General features: G+C 42.8%; 15 protein-coding genes. 8 read left to right on the plus strand and 7 right to left on the minus strand.

Going from position 1 to position 18,648, the window contains the following annotated elements; all coding sequences use genetic code 11:
• Positions 1-23 precede the first annotated feature (23 nt).
• The 3 genes from FG24_RS01845 to FG24_RS01855 all read right to left on the minus strand — a co-directional run bounded on the left by FG24_RS01845 (position 24) and on the right by FG24_RS01855 (position 3,407).
• On the minus strand, positions 24-1,628 hold the full coding sequence (locus FG24_RS01845; protein WP_036300360.1) for an efflux RND transporter periplasmic adaptor subunit: 1,605 nt from the start codon (positions 1,626-1,628) through the stop codon (positions 24-26).
• A gap of 9 nt (positions 1,629-1,637) precedes the next feature.
• Positions 1,638-2,939: a TolC family protein gene (locus FG24_RS01850; RefSeq protein WP_036300363.1), complete on the minus strand. Its 1,302-nt coding sequence runs from the start codon at positions 2,937-2,939 to the stop codon at positions 1,638-1,640.
• 69 nt (positions 2,940-3,008) lie between these two features.
• Positions 3,009-3,407: a hypothetical protein gene (locus tag FG24_RS01855; protein ID WP_152553386.1), complete on the minus strand. Its 399-nt coding sequence runs from the start codon at positions 3,405-3,407 to the stop codon at positions 3,009-3,011.
• Positions 3,408-3,497: 90 nt separating this feature from the next.
• Between FG24_RS01855 and FG24_RS01860 the strand changes: the two genes are divergently transcribed.
• The 6 genes from FG24_RS01860 to FG24_RS01885 all read left to right on the plus strand — a co-directional run bounded on the left by FG24_RS01860 (position 3,498) and on the right by FG24_RS01885 (position 6,607).
• Positions 3,498-3,977, plus strand: coding sequence for a GNAT family N-acetyltransferase (locus tag FG24_RS01860; RefSeq protein WP_036300369.1), 480 nt, complete (start codon positions 3,498-3,500; stop codon positions 3,975-3,977).
• A gap of 79 nt (positions 3,978-4,056) precedes the next feature.
• Entirely contained in the window at positions 4,057-4,515 is a 459-nt protein-coding gene (locus tag FG24_RS01865) for a hypothetical protein (RefSeq protein ID WP_036300372.1), read from the plus strand.
• 228 nt (positions 4,516-4,743) lie between these two features.
• Entirely contained in the window at positions 4,744-5,136 is a 393-nt protein-coding gene (locus FG24_RS01870; RefSeq protein WP_036300373.1) for a hypothetical protein, read from the plus strand.
• A gap of 49 nt (positions 5,137-5,185) precedes the next feature.
• Positions 5,186-5,857: a hypothetical protein gene (locus FG24_RS01875; RefSeq protein ID WP_036300375.1), complete on the plus strand. Its 672-nt coding sequence runs from the start codon at positions 5,186-5,188 to the stop codon at positions 5,855-5,857.
• Between the two features lie 25 nt (positions 5,858-5,882).
• Complete coding sequence (locus tag FG24_RS01880; protein ID WP_036300378.1) at positions 5,883-6,209, plus strand: heavy-metal-associated domain-containing protein; 327 nt, start codon at positions 5,883-5,885, stop codon at positions 6,207-6,209.
• The gene (locus tag FG24_RS01885) at positions 6,209-6,607 is read left to right on the plus strand and encodes a hypothetical protein (RefSeq protein ID WP_036300381.1); all 399 of its coding nucleotides are present in this window, start codon (positions 6,209-6,211) and stop codon (positions 6,605-6,607) included. The genes FG24_RS01880 and FG24_RS01885 overlap by 1 nt, the downstream gene beginning before the upstream one ends.
• 91 nt (positions 6,608-6,698) lie before the next feature.
• On the opposite strand, the gene FG24_RS01890 is transcribed toward FG24_RS01885, so the two are convergent.
• Entirely contained in the window at positions 6,699-7,736 is a 1,038-nt protein-coding gene (locus FG24_RS01890; protein WP_036303842.1) for a zinc-binding alcohol dehydrogenase family protein, read from the minus strand.
• A gap of 216 nt (positions 7,737-7,952) precedes the next feature.
• Here FG24_RS01890 and FG24_RS01895 point away from each other — a divergent pair, with 216 nt between their 5' ends.
• Positions 7,953-9,155: a diguanylate cyclase gene (locus FG24_RS01895; protein WP_051901392.1), complete on the plus strand. Its 1,203-nt coding sequence runs from the start codon at positions 7,953-7,955 to the stop codon at positions 9,153-9,155.
• A gap of 85 nt (positions 9,156-9,240) precedes the next feature.
• Here the strand turns inward: FG24_RS01895 and FG24_RS01900 are convergent, their stop codons facing one another.
• Positions 9,241-12,471 (minus strand): diguanylate cyclase domain-containing protein, encoded by a 3,231-nt coding sequence (locus FG24_RS01900; RefSeq protein WP_235189708.1) that lies wholly within the window; start codon positions 12,469-12,471, stop codon positions 9,241-9,243.
• Positions 12,472-12,749: 278 nt separating this feature from the next.
• Between FG24_RS01900 and FG24_RS12915 the strand changes: the two genes are divergently transcribed.
• Complete coding sequence (locus tag FG24_RS12915) at positions 12,750-15,224, plus strand: methyl-accepting chemotaxis protein (protein ID WP_051901393.1); 2,475 nt, start codon at positions 12,750-12,752, stop codon at positions 15,222-15,224.
• Positions 15,225-15,249: 25 nt separating this feature from the next.
• Here FG24_RS12915 and FG24_RS01910 read toward each other — a convergent pair whose 3' ends face one another.
• Positions 15,250-16,566, minus strand: a complete 1,317-nt coding sequence (locus FG24_RS01910; RefSeq protein ID WP_036300386.1) for a hemolysin family protein — start codon at positions 16,564-16,566, stop codon at positions 15,250-15,252.
• 166 nt (positions 16,567-16,732) lie between these two features.
• Positions 16,733-18,619, minus strand: a complete 1,887-nt coding sequence (locus tag FG24_RS01915; RefSeq protein ID WP_036300389.1) for an EAL domain-containing protein — start codon at positions 18,617-18,619, stop codon at positions 16,733-16,735.
• Positions 18,620-18,648: the final 29 nt, after the last annotated feature.

An 18,648-nucleotide genomic window follows, 5' to 3' on the forward strand; every position in this document is an offset into this window, starting at 1 on the left:
CCATACAATTGAATCGAAGCAGCTTAATGGTCATGGGTTGCTCCTGCCTTACCAATATCCGCTTTGATTAAAAAGCTATTACCAGCCGCATATTTATCACCTGCGTTAAACCCTTGCAGCACCTCGGCGTGACTTTCATCACGACGGCCCAATAGGATAGGTCGCGCCTCAAAGAACTCACCGTAACGACCAAACACCACGGTCCAATCTCGCAATGTCTGAATGCCCTCAATAGAAACAGCCAACGGCACCTCAACCTCATCCGAGATTAAATCAATATTGACAGGCAAGCCTGGCAACCATGTACGGCTACTATTGTTTAAAACAACGCGCGCCATGGCAGTACGAGATTCAGCCCCCACAAACGCACCCATATAAGCAATAGTGCCGAGTGCTTTTGCATCAAACGCAGTTGCTTTAATCGTGACTTGTTGACCAACCTTCACAGTATTGATGTCTTTTGCATAGATATTCATCTCCACCCACACTGAAGATAAATCTGCGACTTCAAATATATTTTCGAACTCACTAACTACCTTACCTTGGCTAATGTTCTTACTCGTCACGACGCCATCAATGGGTGACCTGATTTCATATTTGGCTAAGCCTTTACTTGAAACCCCAGCCCCTAATGACCCAAGTTTCTGCTTGATACGGGCAGTGTTGATTTCAGCAGATTGCAAATCATTCTGTGCTTGTAAATAATCTTGCTCAGCGGATATTTTCTCCTCCCACAGCTGTTTTTCTCTTTTGTAGGTTGAGCGTGCCAATTCAACTCTTTTTTGTGCCGCCAGCAACTCACTTCTGATGTCTGCGATAGACTGACTGGAAATTGACGCAAGCACTTGTCCCTTATGCACTTTATCGCCTGCATTAGCAGCTACGGATTCAACAACGCCACCTACACGTGGCACAATATAAACACGTTTATCCGCATTTAATTTAACTTCACCTTGTAAATGTAAGGTGGTTTTAATCTTAGCTGGCCCTGCGGTAAGCACTTCTATGCTATTTAGTTTGAGCTGCTTATCCGTGATCTTTACACGTGCCTCAACTTGATCATAATTAAACTGATAAGTCTTATTCTTGTGTTTGGCAGTAATGTTCACCTCAAAAGAATGCGGCTCAACCACCACTGCATTACCCCTCAAATAATCATTCTCTTTGCTAAAGTTAAAGGTTTGGGGCTCACTGCCCAAGCGTTCTAATTGAATATGAATGCTTGATGCATCAGGGTCTAACGGACGGCCATCTTGGTAGGTATAAACTCTAAATTCTGGCGCTACATTTTGCTCAAATATGGTGACTTCAACGCCGTACCCATCCTGAGTAAATAACTTGCCACCATGCGGCCCCTTCACTAACTCTTTAGCTTGTGATGAATGCTGCTGCTCATGTGCATCCGTGACTAAAGGAAGATGATCTTTTTCATGATTATGACCTGCCTCTCCATGCTTAGGCCTTTCATCTGCTGCTGTCTCCATCGACGTTTCAGTATGCCCGGCATGATCTGCATGCTCACTTGCAAGATCGCTTGGCTTTTCGGTTTTAAGAATTAACACACCTAGTATTACCGCGATGCCAATCACCACCATGATCGCAATGCGTTGTTTATTTTTTATTTGCATAACTCGCTCCTAAGGCTTGCGATGGTGAGTAACGACATCACCAAGAATACGTTCAATTTCTGCCACTGCCTGATGTGCCTCTAGCAGCGCCTGTATATATTGTGACTTAGCTTGAACTAAGGTTCTTTGAGCATCTAACACATCCAGAAAGTCAAACTTACCCGCCGAAAACCCCTTATTGGCGGCATAAAAAGCACTTTCAGCACCGGGCAGTATTTCTGCTCTTAGTGTTTCTGCTGCCCCACGCGCTGCATTTAGCCTTTCGTATTGCCCTGCTAAATGAACACCCATTCTATTTTTGAGCGCCACCAGCTCATCTTCCGCTTTGTAGGTGCGGCTAATGGCCTCTTCCAGCCGGCCTTGGTTTCTGTCAAAAATTGGAATTGGTATCGACAACCCTAACAATGCTTGATTAAGTCCAAGCTCTTGATTATTAACCACACCTGCACTCACCGTAATATTAGGGGTAGATTTACTGCGCTCCACTTTAGTAAATGCTTCCCGCATGCTGATTTCTATTTTTCCCAACTTCACTGCTGGTGCATTATCTAAACCTGCCGATAACTCATGCAACGCAGAAACCTCAGGGATGGCGGTAATATCTCCATCGGCATATTCAAAAACCGGAGTCGAGCTACCCCACAGGCCAGACAAAAGTTTACGGCTAGCGCTGAGTTGTGTTTTTGCTTGGTTAAGCTCGACCTTGGCAGCCGACTCTGCAATTTTGGATTTAGTTTCTTCTACAGGTGAGCTCTTGCCAGCTTTTACACGCTTACTTGCAGCATCTAGCGCAAAGTTAGCAAGCTCTAAAGAGGTTTTTGCTAAACTCACACGCTCTTGAGCAGCAAGCACCCCATAAAATGCGGCAATCACATTGGCGTGGATTTCAGACTTTTTGTTTTCCAGCTCAACTTCGGCTTTGTTGTATAAAGTCTCTGCTGCCGCCATCCGAGCATCACGCTTATTACCAAGCTCAAACTCTTGGTTAATTTGAAGCGTTGTTTCCCTAGTTGCATTTCTAGTATCTTTCATAAAAGTAGATACAGAGGGATTAGGGCGAAGTGTCGCCTGCGTCTTTACGCCACTTACGGATTCTTGTTCACGCATAGCAACAGCGATGTCAGGGTTCGCTTTTAATGCCAGATTCAACGCATCGTGAAGGCTCAATCGAGCCGATGGTTCTACAAGTTCGGCCGCACTGGTCGCCGTGATAGACGCCATGGACAACAAGAATGAGATCAGTAAATGCTGAATACTTTTTTGGAAGTACTCAAATTTAAAGTACTCAAAATAGATAAATGGGAATTGCATAAAGCGCTCCTAATTTCAAATAGCACCTTGAGCATGGCAAGACCATACCCAAGGTAATCAACAATGAAATTAGAACTGCGGTGGTGCCCGAACGGACTGAGGTTGCCGCTTAAGTAGCTTAGTGTGCGTGAGCGTGAATTGCGGAAAGCGCGCTGTGACAGATTTAAATAAAATAGTCAGACATATAAAAAACAGAAAGAATGACACTGAGCTTGTGAATATTGCCATATCAACATCATGTTTAATGCCAGGATCAACCGATATCGTATGCTTAGCGTGAGGAGCACCCGAATGTGCTATTACGCTATCATCATGCGCGCTTAAAAGCTCTTCATGTTCAAGACCAACATGAATACCATCGTGCTGACTTTCATTGATATCAAAATGGGCATGAATAAACGGTTGCAATGCTTGCAGAAACGCAAAGCAAATCGCAATCAATAACATAAGCCATTTTGTCTTATTCAAATACATACGGCTAATCTATCAGAGTTCATTTTATATTACAAACAAATATAAAAATGCTATGGTTATAAAAAAACGTTAGATCATATTCAGATGACTGCAAAAATATCCATCCAAAAAGCAACTGCCGATGATTCCCATGAAGTAGCCGTAATGGTTGGTGAGTTGCTGAGTGAAATTATCAACGCTATAGGTGTTCAAGCATTTAACTTTGATTTAGATGAAACAACGAATAGGCTCAAAGATTTTCTTCATCGAGAAAAATATTTCGTATTTGTCGCCCGTAAAAGTGATGGAAATGCAGTTGGGTTCGTGGCGTTATATGAAAGCTATGCTCTTTACGCTGAAGGTTCTTTTGGCACCATACCAGAGCTCTATGTTCGTCCTGAATTTCGCTCAAACCGTGTAGGGCTCCGTCTGGTATCACAAGCAAAGTCTTTCGGCGCATCGCGAGGCTGGAAACGTCTAGAAGTCACTACGCCGCCAATGCCACAATTCGATAAAACATTGGCATTTTATGAGCGTGAAGGTTTTGCTATTGCAGGTGGTCACAAGTTAAAGGTAGTTCTATGAACGACCAGCATAACCCATCATTCAAGCGAGGCGCCTGGCACCCCTTAATTCAAACGATATGCATATCAAGGAATAAACGTTGAATTTTGATGAATTGTCCTTTGAAGAACTTGATCAACATGCAATGGAACGCCTTGTCTTCGATGATGAGGAGATTTCACCAATCCTCAAAGGTCATATATTCATTGAAAAAGTACTTGAAGTGCTAATTTCAAAAAACCTTTCCACTCCAGAAGCTTTCTTCAAACGCACACGGTCATTTGAACTAAAAACTGACTTAGCCTTAGCAATGGGTCTTATTGACGAAAAACACTACTCAGCTTTCAAAGCAATTAACAAAATAAGAAATAACTACGCCCACAAACATAACTATAAAGTTTCCATTGAGGATTTAAGTGGGTTTAAGTTCGAATGGGTTGAAATCCAAAACAAGGCATTTGAGGCAGCATGCACTAAAGGAGCTGGTGAGGCAGCTAGAATCTCAACCATATTCTTGTGCTGGAAAGCAATTCACCTCATAAGTGAGCAAAATGCATAACCCATCCATCAAGCGGGACTGGCGAAAGCGTTCTTCGATGATACAATTTTTAATAACGAGGGTTGAGGCACCGATGTCGCAAGCCCCTTATGTCAAACTATAGCCGACAAGCTAACAAGTTAAAAAAAGAAGACTAGGTTTATAATGGTGACGATGGTCTTATATTTCCTTCAAATGCGCCGAATGAACTTAAAGAGATAAAATAGCCTCTACATCTCCATGACTAGAATGAAATTACTTGTCTCTTTTGTATTAATCATGCTGCTGCCACTGCAAAGTCTGGCGGCTGGGTATCAGCTTGCGTGCTTTATGCAACAACATGTAGATGCAGGCAAGAGTGTCACCCCATCATGTCACGACCACATGATGATGCAGGACTCAGAGATGCAAAGCGCCGAGATGCAAGATGCTGAGCAGCAAAAATCGTCAGAGAAAAAGTCTGATCACGCCTATAAATCTAAATGTATATCGGTATGCGCACAAGCCAATATGGCAGCACTGCCTAGCAATGTCAGCCTAAATACTATCGAGTTAGTGTTTAATGATTACCCGCCATTAAAAAAGCACTATGTCTCAATAACGCTACCCGCTTTCCAAAGACCTCCCATCAGCCTCTCATAAATTTAAAGGCCATTCGGCCATCTTTTAAATTTAGAAAAAGAGGAATTCTATGTATATCTTTTTACAGAAAAGGTTAATCCTGTTCGGATTAATGCTTTTCATTAACCCATCAGCATACGCTGCGCCTCTGGGTTACCAAGGCTCAGTGATGACCATGCTTGATTATAGTCAGAATTGGCGTGAAGCGTCTTTTAACTACGCCGTTACCAACCGCGATGCTTTTGGTTTGACTCACTTAGAAATAAGAAGTGATGACCACCAGAAAAAACGAACCATAGATGAATTTACCTACACAAAACTTTTGTCTAGGTGGAACCAACCTAGCTCACAAAGTAATTTGTGGCTATTTCTGGGAGTCGGCTCTTTACGTGGTGAAGACAAGTTAGGGCTGATGAAAGATAGTTTCGACAAAGTCCTAGTTAACCCAGGGATGCAGTTTGACTATGAAACCACACGCGTCTATTTTGCGGCGACACATAAGCTATATCGGGCTACAGACATTAATCATGACTTTAGTTCAGTGCGAGCGGGCTTTTCATTTTACGAAACAGACTATGAAAAGACTCAGCCATGGTTCATTGTGGAAGCTCGCTATACCAACCACTTATCTGACAAAGTAGAAATTACGCCCATGCTCAGATTAATCAATAAAAGCTTTTTTGTTGAGGGTGGCATCAATAATGACGCGCAACCTCGCCTCAATTTTATGTACACATTTTAAAGACATTTCTTAAGGAAAATCAATCATGAAAAAATTAATTACAATTTTATTTTTAGCACTATCAATCAACAGCGTAAGCGCTTTCGCCACGCCTACATTAAAAGTATCAGTCAATGGCATGGTGTGTGCATTTTGCGCACAAGGTATTGAGAAAAAGGTGAAAGCCTTAGCCGAAACCAAAGAGGTATACGTCAACTTAAAAGCACATTTAGTGGCGATTGAATTAAAAGAGGGGCAAAAGCTCTCAAACGAGACAATCACAAAAATCATAAAGGATGCAGGCTATGACGTGACAAATATAGAAGAAAGTGAGCACCCACTAGCGCACATCAAAGCAGGGATGGATAAATAATGGGCGCTCACCAACTACACCCTCAACTCAAAAAAACAAAACATCTGTCACTACTCACACTATTTGCATCTGGTGGCACGTTGATTTGCTGTGCTTTGCCTGCACTGTTAGTAGGTCTTGGCGCAGGTGCGGTGATGGCTTCTATCGTGAGTAATGTGCCACAGATGGTTTGGTTTTCTGAGCATAAACTTGAGGTGTTTTTGTTTGCTGGTTTAATGCTGCTGATTTCTGGTGTCATGCAATGGCGGGCAAGGTCGTTACCATGCCCAAGTGACATCACATTAGCAGCATTATGCTTAAAAACCCGTAAAAATGCTTTTAGGATTTATTTGTTCTCACTCACGATATACTTGATAGGTGGATTCTTTGCATTTTTAGCACCTAGTCTATTTATTTAATCTATTAAGCAATCAGCGGTGGGTAAACCCGTAAGGCTACGCACCGCTGACATTGCTTATATCACTAGAAACATGCTTCTGATACCTCCAGCTAGTTCCAGCCACTTAATACAATTTTGCCGATGACTGCACCAGCCTCAATACGCGCATGCGCCTGACGCAGATTGGCCGCATTAATTGGTGATAGCGTTTCATTGAGCGTAGTTCTTATCTGCCCGTCATCCACCAACTTGGCAATGCGCTCCAGAATGTGATGCTGCTCTATCATGTCTGCCGTCTGATACATAGAACGTGTATACATCAGCTCCCACACAAAGGTGGCACTTTTATTTTTGAGCAGATTTAGCGCAACCGGCTTCTCTGTTTCCACAATAGCGCATATACGCCCTTGTGGCTTAATCAGCTCAGCCATCACCGGGAAGTAGGTGTCAGTGTCATTACAGCAGAAAATATAATCTGTCTGCGCAATATCAATGTCTGCCATTTGCTTTACTAGGTCTTGCCTATGGTCAATCACATGATGCGCCCCTAAATCACGTACCCATTGGCTAGTTTCTGGTCTAGACGCCGTTGCCACCACGGTCAACCCAGTCAGTTTACTGGCAAGCTGTATTGCAATAGAACCTACACCACCCGCACCACCAATAATCAGTAGACTTCTTCCATGATTAGACATAGATTGTTTAGACACTGACTGTAATAAAATTTCTAATCTTTCAAACAAAGCCTCCCAAGCGGTGACTGACGTTAAGGGCAATGCCGCCGCTTGCTCAAAGCTTAAACTTTCAGGCATATGGCCAACAATACGCTCATCAATCAACTGATATTCAGCATTAGACCCAGCGCGCGTAATATCACCGGCATAAAACACTTTGTCGCCAAGCTTAAACAAGGTGCAATCCGGCCCAGTTTTCACCACTTCACCCGCAGCATCCCAACCTAACACTTTTGGCTGCGGCTCAATTTTATCTTTAGGCTTGCGCACCTTGGTATCCACTGGATTTACGGCAACTGCCCGCACGCGCACTAGCAAATCTTTTCCGCTCACTTCAGGAATAGGCAGTTCATAATCCAATAATGACTCAGGATGATCAATACTTAAGTATCGGGTAAGTCCTACGGCTTTCATCTCAATTCCTTTCACTAAACAAACAATGGCAGACACAATACTGGCAATATTTTCACTCACTAAACAGAAGCCTCATGCAGTTGGCAACTGATTTCAATCAACACATGACAACATGACGCTCACTTGCAACCTTCTACAACTTAGTCATTACGTACGCAATATAGTAGAATCGTGCATCTAAAAAATAGGTATCCGTAACCATACATACTCATGTTCATGTTCAAATTAGATTACTCCAATAAAAAACGACCTCGCCATTATCGCTTTATATTAGCGGTACTCCTATTCACGCTAGCACTTATTCTGCGCTTCACACTATTGCCTCAAAGCGGTGGGGGGCCATTTGTCACGTTTTATCCAGCAATCATACTGAGCTTTTATTTCTGTGGTGCCTATCTCGGCTTATCTGTCGCCTTAGCTTCTGGGCTAGCGGGGGCATATTACTTTATCCCCCCTTACAATCAGTTTTCTATAAACGCTAGCACATCTTCTTCAATCATATTTTTCACGATTACCTCAAGCCTTATCGGCTTCTTCATTTCCAGACTACACAGACACATTGAGCAAATCAGTATCATCTTGGATAACGAAATGATAGGCAGCATGATGCTAAAAGACAGAAAAATTATATGGTGTAATAAAGCAATGCGTAGGATTCTTGGCTACTCGCGATCACGCCTTGTCGGCTCTTCAACCAAGATGCTGTTTGCCGATGAGGCTGTATTTAATATGGTGGGGCGCGAAGCATATCCGTTAAAAGTGGGTAAGCCATACCGTACACAATTTCAAATGATAAAAGCAGATGGCACTAAGATTTGGGTTGATATCAGCGGCGCCGCCATCTCGTATGACAAAAACTTATCGCTTTGGTTACTGAACGACATTTCAAAACAAAAAGTGCTAGAAGATGAGCTAAAACACAAGGTTAATCATGACTTTTTAACTGGATTAGACAGTAGAGACTGGTTTATGAGCCAAGCGCTGACAGAGTTAAATCGTGCCACCCGCTCTAATAGCCCGCTATCTCTACTCATGCTAGATATCGATTTCTTTAAAAAAGTGAACGACACCTATGGGCATCAAGTGGGTGATATTGTGCTGAAAAGTGTTGCCAACATCGCTAAAAGCACCCTACGTGATTTTGATATATGTGGGCGACTTGGCGGAGAGGAGTTTGCGGTTTTACTGCCGGAGGCAAATCAAGACCAAGCGCGTGAGGTAGCCGAGCGTTTAAGGCTAGCCATCGCAAATGCTCAAATCGCACTCCCTACGGGTGGGCTACCAATTCACATCACCATTTCAATAGGTGTATCTTCCGTGATGTCTAAAGAGGACAATATCGATGTGCTGATTAGCAAAGCTGATAAAGCACTCTATGAGGCTAAAAATAGAGGACGTAATCGAGTCTGTACCTCATAACCATTAGGTTAGCCGCTTAAAAAATCATTTAATCTGAGTAAACAATACGTGCTGACAACAGCATGGATATAACGCCAAACCACGCTCACCCCGAGAAAAATGTAAGGCGATTACGTCCTGCATTTTTAGATTGATACATCGCAATATCTGCTTGTTTCAATACTTCATCAACGCTATTGGTATGCTTGCTAAAGATAGCCACCCCCATACTTGGGGTACTGGTGTGCAAGTACCCATCAAAATCAAACGTATTATTTAAGGCCTGTAATATTTTTTGACCTATCGCCTCTACATAAGACTTTGCTTGCTCCAGCTCTACCGATAAATCTTCAACCAAAATAACAAACTCGTCACCGCCCAGCCTGGCAACGGTATCATGATCTCTGACACATTTTTTCAATCTTTGCGCCACTTCCTGAAGCAAAGCATCCCCTTTATCATGGCCTAAAGTATCATTCAGCTGTTTAAAGTTATCTAAATCTATAAAAACCACAGCGCCAAACTGTGCTTTTCTGCGAGCAGAAGATAATGCTTGCTCGATACGATCTAGCAATAACCTTCGATTGGGCAGAGCGGTCAACGCGTCATAAAACGCAAGCTTACGCACTTCCTCTTCTGCATTGATACGCATCGTGATATCTGAGTTAATGGAAAATATTGACTTTGGCTTACCATTCGCATCGCGCATCAATGTCCAGTGACTTTCAATAATCAGTTTATTGCCACCTTTATGCCGCTCGGTCACTTCACCTTTCCACTCCCCTTTTTCCAGCAAAACTTCCAATGCATTTTTAAGGATATTTTGGTCTTGGTGTAAAAGTTTATGAATCGGATGATTCACTATTTCTTCCGAACTCCACCCATACAGCGCTTCTGCGCCTTTATTCCAGTACTTCACCATCAGATTCATATCATGAATCACAATAGCATCATTTGTTCTATCAAGTAACGATGCCTGCTCTTGAATGATTAGGTCATCATTGAGCCGCTCTAGTTCGCTCGCGGTGCGTGCTGCAAAAATCTTAAGAATAGACTTAATCAAGTCTTCGGATTGCGCTTGTATCGCTTGCTTAAAAAATACAAACAACAACCCGATATCGTTTCCTTTTGAGTCATACAAACACAAGCCTGCAAAGGCATGAAACGGATGAAATCTCATTAGGCTTAAATTGGGGAAATCTTTATCCGCATGATTTTTTATAATAATCAAATCGCTATCACCAAAGAAAGTTTTGGCAACCGCATCTGGGACGTCATACTCAAAATTCTCTTTAAATTCCTGCCCTACTGATACAGCCAACATGCTCGCTTTTAATGGCTTTCTTGATTGCAATTGAGCAATATACCCTGCATCTGCACCCAAAGTTTCTGTCATGCTCGCAACAAGTTTTTTAAAGAAATCAGAACTAATGCTACTAGTAACAGTGATTGCAACCTTGATCATGGCATCACTTAAACGCTGGCGTTGCCGTTCTGCCCGAATATTGCTGATTCCTGTGCCTAAGTTATCAGTAAGCTCTTGTAGCAACTCGACCTCACCGTCCGAAAACCTTCGCACCTCAGTCGAATATAACGCCAACATCCCAATTGTTTCCTGCCTATCTTTGAGTGGCAGTACAACAAGTCCTCGGTAGCCATGTTGCTTAGCTAATACTTTAAAGTGAAACGACTCATCTAACAGCAAATCTTCAGCCACATACGGCTTGCCAGTTCTGATCACTTTGCCGGCAGGCCCTTGATGAGTAGACCCATCATCTGCCCAACTTAAGTTAATCGTTTCAAGATAACTTTTGCCTGAGTCTCCAAAAAACGCTTGAGGACTGATACTCTTAGATTCGTCATGCTCAGCATAACCAACCCATGCCATGCCATAACCGCCCATCTCTACCGCAATCCGGCAGATCTCAATCATGAGCCTTTTCTCATCATTAATCTGAGTAATTGCATGATTGGCTTTACTTAACATGAGCAAGGCTCGATTAAGCCATGCCAAGTCTAGCTCAAATTTTTTACGTGAGGTGATGTCTTGGAGTGCGCCAATCAGCTTGACAACTCGACCATCAACCATGACGGGGGAGCCTTGAGACCTTACCCAAAGTGGCTTATTCTTCGCAGTAATAAATGGCAACTCTAGATCCCATGTCGACCCATTGTCTATACTATCTTTAACGGCGGCAAGAATAGTGGCCCTAGCCTCCGATGGATAAAATGCAATCGCCTGCTCTAGTGGCGGGGGCGCCATCGTATCTAACTCATGAATCTTAAAAACCTCTTTAGTCCATTTAATTTGATTGTTATGCAGATCCAGCTGCCATCCGCCTACTTTGGCCATTTCACCTGTTATCTCTAAAATAGACGTTAGGTTTCTTAGGGAGTTTTGTGTCTCAATCTCAGAGGTAATGTCACGTGCAACCCCCATGTAGCCAAGCAACACGCCAGAATCATCAATAAGCGCAGTCACTGAGAGATTGACTGTTATTTTGAGTCCATCCTTACGAATATAAGTCCATCTTCTACTATCACAATAGCCACGCTTAGCTCTCAACACAAACACTTCAAAGCCAGGTTCAATCGTTTCACCAAATTCATGACTCAGTGTTTTAGCATATTCAATAACCTCAGTATGCTCGTGAAAAATTTCAGGCGTGGACTTTCCTACCATTTCATCAGCACGGTACCCAAGCATCTTTTCAGCACCCTGATTAAAGCTTGTAATCACGCCATCAGGCGTGGTTGAAATAATTGACTCATCAGCACTATTCAAAAGTGCATCGTAGAAGATGGTTGAGTTGGCAAGTTTTTTAGAAATATCTGCTGTTTCGAGTAGCACTTTTCGATGCTCTAATTCAGACATCACTTGCTTTGCAATTCGCTTGAGAGATGTACGTTGGCTCTGATCCAACTTTCGTGGGACATTATCAATAACGCATAACGTACCCAATTTACTGCCATTATTTGCCGTTAAGGGAAAGCCTGCATAAAAGCGAATGTGAGGATCGCTAGTGACCAGTGGATTATCTTTAAAACGCTCATCTTGATGCGCGTCTCTGACTTCAAATAAGGCATCGTCTAATATGGCATGACCACAAAATGAGACATCACGACTGGTCTCAGTGGATGCCAGCCCATACGAACTCTTGAACCATTGCCTTGATGAATCAACAAAGGTAATCAGTGATATTGGTGTTCCACATATCTCCGAAGCAAGCTTTGTTAAATTATCAAAGACTTCCTCAGGTGCCGAATCCAGTATCTGATAATCGGTTAACGTTTGGAGTCTGGTTAATTCATCTATTGTAACTTTGGGGCTTATCAATTCTCTTCCTCGTTTTAAGAAAGTAATTATTGCCTTAGCAATAGACCATCATGAATCTAAATGTACTGATTAATACAAATTTAGCCATATTGCTTAATTATATTGCTTATACGATGACTTTTGATATTGAAAGTATAGTAAATTTAGTCAACCATATTAAAACTATTATCAACTAAACAAATTGCGTGGTTAAATCTATTTAAATAGTCATAAAAATGTCATCAAGCTACTTTGTATTTTTGGGTATATTTTAACGAAACATCTCGGGGATATTAATTATGTTGCTTAATCTATTTGGTAATAACAATAAACGTACCACCAAAGTCACAATAGAAGAACTCACCTCATTAAGAGGGCAGGTAGAAGCAATTAATAAATCCCAAGGCGTCATAGAATTCAATTTGGATGGTACTGTTACCTACGCCAATCAGAACTTTCTAAACGTGATTGGCTACAGTGCCGATGAGGCCATAGGCAAACACCACAGCACATTTGTAGAAGACTCCACTAAGAACAGCCAGGAATACAAAAGATTCTGGGCAAAACTCAATCGTGGAGAATTCGATACCGGCATCTATAAGCGCATTGCAAAAGATGGCCGTGAAATATGGATTCAAGCAAGTTACAACCCTATTCTTGACGACACAGGTAACCCATATAAAGTGGTTAAATTTGCCACTGAGATTACTGCACAGATCATAAAAGATGCCGATGCCGCTGGGCAAATAAATGCGATTAACAAAACGCAAGGGGTGATTGAGTTTACGCTAGACGGCCACATCTTGAACGTGAATGAGAATTTTGCTGATGTCACCGGCTATGCACCCGCCGAAATTGTAGGTAAACACCACAGTATGTTTGTCGATGCTGCCTACAAACAAAGTCCAGAATATAAATCATTCTGGAAAAAACTAAGTGAAGGAAAATCCAGTTCTGGCCAATACAAGCGTATTGATAAAAAAGGTAATCAAGTTTGGCTACAGGCTTCATATAATCCAATCTTCGACCTTAATGGTAAACCTTACAAGGTGGTTAAATACGCAGTAGATATCAGCACTCAAAAAGATACTGAAGCGTTAATAGAAGGTGAATTAGAAGCAATCGGGCATTCATTAGGGGTTATTGCTTTTACGCCTGACGGTCATGTTACTGAAGTCAATCAGTCGTTTCTAAACACACTAGGCTACACTGAACAAGAGGCGATTGGTCAACATCATCGTTTGTTCGTAGATGAAACCTACGCACGTAGCGATGAGTACCGTGAGTTCTGGGCAAAACTCAACCGTGGTGAATACGAACATAACATCTATAAACGCTTTGGTAAGCAAAAAAAGGAAGTCTGGATCCAGGCTTCTTACAACCCCATTAAAGATGTAAACGGCAAAGTAGTGAAAGTGGTCAAGTTCGCTGTAGATATTACTTCAGAAAAGACAAAGCTAGTCGATTTGCAAGGTCAGATGGATGCGATTAATAACAATCAAGGCGTGATTGAATTCTCGTTAGATGCCAAAGTGGTTTCAGTTAACCAAAACTTTCTCGACATCATGGGCTACACCGAAACAGAGGCAATTGGCAAACCCCATAGTACGTTTGTTGACCCAATCACCGCAGCAAGTGAAGAGTATCGGGAGTTCTGGGCAAAACTTAGACGTGGAGAGTTTGATAGCAACCAATACAAACGTGTTGGCAAGGGTGGTAAAGAAGTATGGCTACAAGCAAGTTACAACCCTATCCGTAATATGAATGGAAAAGTAATTAAAGTGGTTAAATTTGCCACCGATGTAACTGAGTCTGCCAAAATTAATGAAAGCCTCGCAAAGGCTGTCAAAGAAATTAATCATGTCGTAGAGCTCACCAAACACAATGACCTATCAGAGCGCGTTAGCTTATCCGGAAAAACTGGCAATATGCTGAACTTAAGTGAAGGCATCAATGCCTTGATAGACGGTATGGTCGACATTGTGATGCATGTTAAAGAAGCCGGAGAAACCATTAACACCGCCGCTGGTGAAATTGCAGCAGGCAATTCTGATTTATCACAGCGTACCGAAGAACAGGCGTCCTCTTTAGAAGAGACCGCAGCGAGCATGGAGCAACTGGCATCGACGGTTAAAGCCAGTGCTGAAAACTCAAAAATCGCTAACAGTCTCGCTAACTCAGCCTCTAGCGTTGCACTGCAAGGTGGGCAGGTAGTGGCTGATGTTGTCACCACCATGAATTCAATTAGCAACAGTGCTTCTAAGATTCATGACATTATCAGCGTGATTGATGGCATCGCGTTTCAAACCAACATCTTGGCATTAAATGCTGCGGTAGAAGCAGCACGTGCTGGTGAACAAGGACGTGGATTCGCGGTCGTCGCGGCAGAAGTGCGCAACTTAGCCCAGCGCTCTGCGGTTGCCGCTAAAGAAATTAAAGAGCTAATTACCAATTCAGTTAATCAAGTATCTGATGGTACAAAACTCGTTGAAAAAGCTGGCCATACGATGGATGAAATTGTTACTTCAGTTAAAAAAGTAACTGACATCATCAGTGAAATTTCGCAAGCAACCCAAGAGCAAAGCACAGGGATTGATCAAGTTAACGAAGCCGTGACGCAAATGGATGAAGTGACTCAGCAAAACGCGGCATTGGTCGAACAAGCGGCAGCGGCGGCAGAATCATTACTTGGGCAATCAAACAGTTTAATGGAGGCCGTCAATATATACAGATTAGCCGCTAGCCACCAAACTCAAATACTTAGACTAACTTAAAAACGTGCTAACTCATTAAGGTAGATTAATGCATTAAGTGTTGCGGCTCGTTTTTTGGATAGACGCGCACCAATAAAATACGTGGCCCAGCCATTTTTTTGATCACGACAACAAATTGATCAAACTCAATGCGCTGGCCCTCTTTCGGCAACTCTGTCAGCTTCCACAATACTAGACCTGCCACAGTATCTGCTTCGGCTGACTCAATATCAATGCCAAGCGTTCGCTCTAGCGTGTTAATCGGAATAGTACCCTTACCGAGTAAAGAACCATCATCAAGCTTTGTCCACTCGCTTTGTGATGGTCTAAACTCATCACGAATATCACCTACTAGAGCCGAGAGTAGATTATCTAAAGTAATAAATCCAATAGGTGGTTTATTTTCATAAGCCACAACCGTTAAATGTGGTGCGCCTTGTTGCAGTTGCCTAAATAACTCAGTAGCGAAGATATCTGGAGAAACTAATTTCACAGGACGGAGTAAACTTTGTATGTCAGTAAAGTCAGCATCCTTACTTAAGGCGATAAAGAGATCCTTAATATGAACAATCCCTTTTACTTGCCCATCATTTGTCATAAATGGATAACGACTATAACGATGCTGTGCAATACGAGCTAGATTAACCTTAAAAGACTCTTTTTCTAATAGCACTGCAGCATCTTGGAATGGATGCATTAAATCAGACACCTTTAGTTCTCTGAAATCAATCGCCTGCGCTAGCACTTTCCATTCAGACGAGTTAAATTGCTCACTGGGGCGTGAGCTCCTAAGAATCAGCTTTAACTCATCAGGTGAATACTGTGCATCATGCCCGTCTTTAGTGCTAAGTTTTAAAGTGCTAATCACCACACCAGCGCTTTTGTTCAGCAACCAAATAGCAGGAAACATAAACCAATAGAATGCGTACAAAGCTGGCGCAGTCCATAGACCAACACGCTCGGCCATGCGAATAGCCAATGTTTTGGGGACTAACTCACCTAACACAATGTGAAGATATGAAATGGTAAAAAAGGCAATCACAAAAGCAATCCCATGGATCAGTTTCTGACTTGCAATGCCAACCTGGACCAATGCTGGCTCAATTAATGCGGCGAATGCTGGCTCACCAACCCAACCAAGACCTAGCGACGCTAGTGTAATACCAAGCTGACAGGCGGAGAGATACTCGTCCAAACTACCATGCACTTTGGCCAGCATGCGCCCGCGCCAACCCAAGCTTTTGGCAATGGCTCGAACACGCGTGCTGCGTAACTTAACCAAGCCAAATTCGGCTGCTACAAAAAAACCATTAAGAAGAACTAAAAGAAACGCGACAAAAACTAAAAATAAGTTACTGCTCATATGTGGCCAAGTACTGGCTTTTACCTAGATATAAAACTAGGTGTAAGTTTGCACTATTTTTGGTGTTTCACCTATTTTTATAAAAAGTGATTCTGTAACTCACCATTTTTCAGCAAGTTACAACTCCCATTGAGGGTTTGAACTAGATTTATTGTTTGAATCAGGCTTATTGTTTGACTAGTTTTTTTATCCAGCTACTTGAAGGCTCAGGCTTGCTATACAAATAACCTTGGTGAATAACCTCTGCTCTTGCATTCAAAAAGTCTGCCTGCTCTTTGGTTTCAACCCCTTCAGCCACCACATTTAGCTTCATGTGTTTAGCAATCGCCAATACAGACTCCACTAAAGCCGCATCATCTGGGTCATTTGGCGCATCCTGAACAAAGGTTTTATCTATTTTCAACTCATGAATAGGCAGTCGCTTTAAATGGCTCAGTGAAGAATAACCTGTACCAAAATCATCAAGAGCGAAGTGAATCCCCAGTAAAGTAAGTTCCGTCATTTTGGCAATCACTTCACTAATATTATCTATCACCAAGCCCTCGGTCACTTCGAGCGTCAAGTGCGTTGGGTCAGCGCCAGTATCAGCAAGAATCTTTTTAATGCTGGTCACAAAACCACGCTGACGAAAATGTCTTGGGCTAATATTAACGGAGACTCTAAGCGGCAAACTGTAGACATCTTGCCCTGCCAAGATTCGGCAGGCTTGCGTCAGCACCCACACATCAACATCAACAATCAAGTCGGTTTCTTCAGCTACAGGAATAAATAAAGAAGGTGGCACTAGCCCTCGCTCCGGATGCTGCCACCTAACCAATGCCTCCGCACCTACAACCATGCCTGCAGCATTCACTTGCGACTGCAGGTATAACATGAGCTCACCAGCAGGTATCGCCATCCGTAGCTCACGCTCAATCTTAAAGCGTTGCTCAGCCACACTGGCCATAGATTGCTCAAACAGAATGCTCTGATTTCCGCCATTCTGTTTAGCACGATGCATTGCCGTATCTGCGCGGCGAAATACATCACCGGCTTTATCTTCTGCATTGACTGGAAAAGTCGTAATACCGATACTGCTTGAAACTGCGACCTCATCTTCATCCAGTTGCATCGGAAATTTTAGCGCGATTCTAATCCGGTCTGCCAGCTGATACGCAGCGGAATCAATATCGACGGTATTACTTGAATGATTGTTGATTAACACAGCGAACTCATCGGCAGACATTCTGGCGAATGCACCCTCAGCTTCGATAAGTGGCTTGAGCCTATCCGCCACTAAACACAACAACATGTCACCAACAGCATGCCCGCGCGCATCGTTCAACGTTTTAAAGCGATCCAAGTTCAACAAGATAAGCGCGCCTTTATCTCCACTACTTTTACATAACGATAAAGCATGATTAAGACGATCAATCTGCAGCGAACGATTTGGTAGCCCAGTTAATGAGTCATAGTATGCCAAGCGGTGCAACTCACCACGGCTAACTTCTTTTTCTTCATAGTCCTGAAAAAGCAGGCAAACCAACATCGTTGCAACTGGATAAAACAACATGATGGTTGGCCCCAGTTCTTTATCGACCTGAACACCAATGCCACCTGGCAGGTACAAGAACAACAGCAACATGATGGCATGTACCAAGAAGCCAGCCCCCATCAACGGAAGAACCTTCAGCGAGCCACCAACGCTTTTTCGATAATAGTAAAAGGCAACGCCTATTAACGTGGAGACAATGACAACAGCCACCCCTACATAAACGCCAGCGCCGCCTAGCCATATTCTATATGCACCAATCATCAAGGCACTAATCAATCCAGCAATGGGACCGCCAAACATACCGACAACAAACAAAATGATTGAGCGACCATCAAAAATCAAGCCATTACTGTATTGCACAGGCGTCATCATCCCAACGACACCGGCAATGCCGAATAAGAATCCAAAAAGTAAGGTGTGCGTTAATGGATTCTTTTCATGACGAGACAATGTGATTTGGTAAACCGTCGTGAGCGCGACTAACAAGGCGGTGTTATGAATCAGCTCAATAAAATGCATTACTCCCCCTTAAAGGCACACCAGACAAA

It is taken from the genome of Methylotenera sp. L2L1, assembly GCF_000744605.1.
GTDB lineage: Bacteria > Pseudomonadota > Gammaproteobacteria > Burkholderiales > Methylophilaceae > Methylotenera.

Bases quoted from the DNA above. Each gene is read 5' to 3' on its own strand.
- FG24_RS01895 (WP_051901392.1), top strand. From the start codon at position 7,953: ATGTTCAAATTAGATTACTCCAATAAAAAACGACCTCGCCATTATCGC.
- FG24_RS01870 (WP_036300373.1), top strand. From the start codon at position 4,744: ATGAAATTACTTGTCTCTTTTGTATTAATCATGCTGCTGCCACTGCAA.
- FG24_RS01880 (WP_036300378.1), top strand. From the start codon at position 5,883: ATGAAAAAATTAATTACAATTTTATTTTTAGCACTATCAATCAACAGC.
- FG24_RS01910 (WP_036300386.1), bottom strand. From the start codon at position 16,566: ATGAGCAGTAACTTATTTTTAGTTTTTGTCGCGTTTCTTTTAGTTCTT.
- FG24_RS01890 (WP_036303842.1), bottom strand. From the start codon at position 7,736: ATGAAAGCCGTAGGACTTACCCGATACTTAAGTATTGATCATCCTGAG.
- FG24_RS12915 (WP_051901393.1), top strand. From the start codon at position 12,750: ATGTTGCTTAATCTATTTGGTAATAACAATAAACGTACCACCAAAGTC.
- FG24_RS01885 (WP_036300381.1), top strand. From the start codon at position 6,209: ATGGGCGCTCACCAACTACACCCTCAACTCAAAAAAACAAAACATCTG.
- FG24_RS01845 (WP_036300360.1), bottom strand. From the start codon at position 1,628: ATGCAAATAAAAAATAAACAACGCATTGCGATCATGGTGGTGATTGGC.
- FG24_RS01875 (WP_036300375.1), top strand. From the start codon at position 5,186: ATGTATATCTTTTTACAGAAAAGGTTAATCCTGTTCGGATTAATGCTT.
- FG24_RS01915 (WP_036300389.1), bottom strand. From the start codon at position 18,619: ATGCATTTTATTGAGCTGATTCATAACACCGCCTTGTTAGTCGCGCTC.
- FG24_RS01860 (WP_036300369.1), top strand. From the start codon at position 3,498: ATGACTGCAAAAATATCCATCCAAAAAGCAACTGCCGATGATTCCCAT.
- FG24_RS01850 (WP_036300363.1), bottom strand. From the start codon at position 2,939: ATGCAATTCCCATTTATCTATTTTGAGTACTTTAAATTTGAGTACTTC.